The sequence below is a fragment of the Bacillus sp. JJ1562 genome (assembly GCF_036962705.1).
Classification (GTDB): Bacteria; Bacillota; Bacilli; order Bacillales; family Bacillaceae_L; genus Ferdinandcohnia.
This window is the reverse complement of sequence record NZ_JBALOQ010000066.1, coordinates 1-3,381: the sequence shown is the minus strand read 5'-3', so window position 1 is coordinate 3,381 and position 3,381 is coordinate 1. Positions and strand designations below refer to the sequence as shown.

At 34.1% G+C, this 3,381-nt stretch carries 3 protein-coding genes; all 3 read left to right on the top strand.

Annotated elements, in window-relative coordinates; all coding sequences use genetic code 11:
- Window positions 1-243: 243 nt before the first annotated feature.
- The 3 genes from V7097_RS24925 to V7097_RS24915 all read left to right on the top strand — a co-directional run bounded on the left by V7097_RS24925 (window position 244) and on the right by V7097_RS24915 (window position 3,291).
- Window positions 244-912: a DNA alkylation repair protein gene (locus V7097_RS24925; RefSeq protein WP_335706337.1), complete on the top strand. Its 669-nt coding sequence runs from the start codon at window positions 244-246 to the stop codon at window positions 910-912.
- A gap of 279 nt (window positions 913-1,191) precedes the next feature.
- Window positions 1,192-1,698: a hypothetical protein gene (locus V7097_RS24920; protein ID WP_335706336.1), complete on the top strand. Its 507-nt coding sequence runs from the start codon at window positions 1,192-1,194 to the stop codon at window positions 1,696-1,698.
- A gap of 201 nt (window positions 1,699-1,899) precedes the next feature.
- Window positions 1,900-3,291, top strand: coding sequence for a VanZ family protein (locus V7097_RS24915; RefSeq protein WP_335706335.1), 1,392 nt, complete (start codon window positions 1,900-1,902; stop codon window positions 3,289-3,291).
- The last annotated feature ends 90 nt before the right edge of the window (window positions 3,292-3,381 follow it).

Below are 3,381 nucleotides of genomic sequence, written 5' to 3'. Positions count from 1 at the left end.
TTACTACACACAGAGGTAGGAATGATAAGTGGAAACAAGACTAGTAAGGATAGCAGAATTAGCAATATCTAATTTTTAAAGAATAGCTATATTTTGTGAATGGTAACTAGGAGGAGCCGTGTGCGTTAATAGCGCAAGCACGGTTCTGGGAGGGGGGAGAACACAATCTACCGTAAGGTAGAGAGGTTCTCTTCTACTCGACTAGTATTATGAAACAGTGTTTTAATAAAGGAGTTGTATAAAATGAATGAAAATAAAGGTACAGAAATAAAACGCTCTTCACAAGCAGAAAACATTCTATCACAGATGAATAGTAAAACTAAGCTAGGCGACTTACGAAAAATCGCGAAGGACATTAAAAAAGATCACGACCTAGCTATGGAACTATGGTCAACCGAAGAGTTTTTGTCCAGACTATTAGCAATCTTAATTATGGACAAAAAACTTCTTTCACAAGATGTGCTAAATAAGCTTGATAAGGATATGCAGACTCACACTTTTGATGAGCGAAATAACTTAATGGATTGGTTAATGGCTAATCAGCTCACCAAAGACAAGAAGAAAATTGCTTTGATGGAGTCATGGGAAAATAGTCCTTCTGCTCTTCAAAGGCGAGCCTTCTGGTATTATCAAGGGCGATTGAGATGGACTGGACAAACACCGCCTGATAACACCGCAAACTTGCTATCTGCATTAGAAGCTACTATTACGCAGGAAGAACCGGAAGTTCAATGGGCTATGAATTTCACCGCAGGCTGGATAGGCGTTTATGATGAAAAGAATCGTACACGTTGTATTAAACTTGGTGAGAAAACGGGTCTTTACAAAGATGAAATAGTAGCAAAAGGATGTACTCCCAGCTATTTGCCGGAGTTCATTAAGATTGAAGTTAACAAACGGCATAATAATTAGTTACCTCTGAAAGATTCATTAAAGTTTGATGCAAAGAATAAAGGAATTCAAAGCCTCATCTCAAAATTGTAATAGGCTAGGACCGAAAAATAAAGAAAACAACGCGTTATTGTAACTAGTTAGTGAAATATGCAAGTAAGATGTGAAGGATTATTAAAGAAGCAGAAGAGTTTAAGAAGGTACTATGCCATTTTTCCTGTACCAATTTTCTTACCAGAAGGTAGGAAAACTCGTAGTTTGTAGGAAATATATGGTGAAATAATTCCGTGGGGGAGAATATTGAATAAAATAGTAAAAATAGTTATTGGAACTTTATTAGTATTAAATCTATTGTTACTTTGGAATGTTATATCAGGGCACACAAAAATGAAAAATGCGAAAGAACTATTATTTCTTACAGAAGTGCAAATTAAGTTAATCGAACTGGAAGGTTCTATTGGTACACAAATGGAAAATAATTGGTCAGAACCAAACATGGTTACAACCGTATTAGGTGATGTATTGAATGGGATAGAACTTAGTATAGCAACTGCTGAACATTTAGGAAACCTTTCAAATGATGAAAGAACTATCATTTTAAATGGTTTATACGGTGAACTGTCCCAATATCCAATTGATGAAAAATATAATTTTTCCACATTATCAGAAGAAGATAAACAAAGCTTCGAAAAATTACGAGTAAAACTTCGAGATGCTGGATTTGGAGTGGGGATACAAGTTAGTGTTGATAAGCAATATTTTTTGAACCAAGCGAGTAAATTAATTGACAACATTCAATCTCCTTAAATTGGAGTTGATATTGCACTAACGGGGCAGTTGAAGATAGATGTTTAAATTGTGTTCAACAATCGGCCCATGTAATGGAGCAACATTGGGTAGCCAAATTGAATATTATATTTTGGAAAATTTTTAGAAGAGATATAGTAAAGAAATAAAAGTTAATGTAAGAGATTAACATATATTGGTTTTGTATGAGGGAGATAGAGAATGAGGTTAGAAGAAATCATCAGTATATTCAAAGAGTACTTTTTTCTGGCATTAATAGCCGTAATTGTTTTAGGAATTATCTTTTTTCTAATGTATTTCATTGTTTATAAAAAATTTTTTGGAGGGAAGAAAAGCCTTCCAAAGTATCAACTATTTCTTGTGGGTTTGTTTATTAGTTATGTCATCATGGTTATAGGCGTAACCTTTTTGAATAGAGGTCAAAACTATCAGGGCGGGATGGATTTATCTTTTTTTACTTCGTATCGAGAAGCTTGGTATAGTTTTAGTGTAAGGCATTGGCAGTTCGTGTACTTAAATATATTCATGTTTGTACCGTTAGGGATTTTTCTCCCAATATTACATTCACGTTTTCAAAAAGCTGTATGGACTATTGGGATGGCAGCGTTATTTACTCTTTCCATTGAAAGTGTCCAGTTAATAACAGGATATGGTATTTTTGAATTTGACGATTTAATTAATAATCTACTGGGGGCCATAATTGGATTTGGTATTATCATGGGCCTCCTTATCGTAAAAGAAAAGGGAATAATGCGATCCTTTTTCTACTTTTCACCTTTATTGCTAGTGGTTATCCTATCTGGAAGTATGTTTGCATACTACTATTTGAAGGAGTTTGGAAATCTATCCATTGTTCCAATTCATAGAACTGATATGGCACAAGCAACAACCACTATTGATGTCCAGTTAAATGATAATAGAATTACAGTCCCAGTTTATAAAGCATCAAGCTATACAAAGGCTTCTGCTGATAAATTTGTCAAAGATTTTTCGAAAAGAATACAACTTGATACATCGAATATGGAGGTCATTTACTATCAGAATGAAGGTGTTTATTGGATCGGAGAAAATAGGTCTCATAATATATGGTTTCAAAACTTAGATGGAAGTTACAGTTATACCGACTTTTCAAGTTTTGACGAGGATAAAGAACCGAAAGATGTAGATGAAGGAGCTTTAAAAGAAAACGCAACAAAATTCGGCATAGATATTCCCAAAGACGCGCATTTTCAAAAAGTCGAAACGGGTAGTTATAAGTGGACCGTTGATAAAAAAGTAAGGGGAAATCAGCTAATAGATGGTTCTTTATCGGTAAGTTATTATAACGATAATACTGTGAAAAGAATTGAGAATCAATTATTAACCTATGAAAAGGTCAGGGATGTTCAAATAAAAAGCGAACAAGAAGCATATAAAGAAATTTTAGATGGGAAAATTAATTTTTACTCCGAAAATAAAATGATAAAAACCTTGCATATCCATAAAATTGAGGTAAGCTACTATTTGGATTCCAAAGGCTATTATCAACCTATTTATGCTTTCCATAGTACAGTAGATGGAACGGATAATACTATCCTAATTCCGGGAATCTAAAAAACTTGATTTTTTATCAATCTTCCACAAACGGGCGCGATTGTTGAATAAGCGCCACTTTTTCTTATTCGACTAACGGGGCAGTTGTGC

Coding starts and splice junctions, on each gene's coding strand:
- V7097_RS24925 (WP_335706337.1), top strand. CDS start 244: ATGAATGAAAATAAAGGTACAGAAATAAAACGCTCTTCACAAGCAGAA.
- V7097_RS24915 (WP_335706335.1), top strand. CDS start 1,900: ATGAGGTTAGAAGAAATCATCAGTATATTCAAAGAGTACTTTTTTCTG.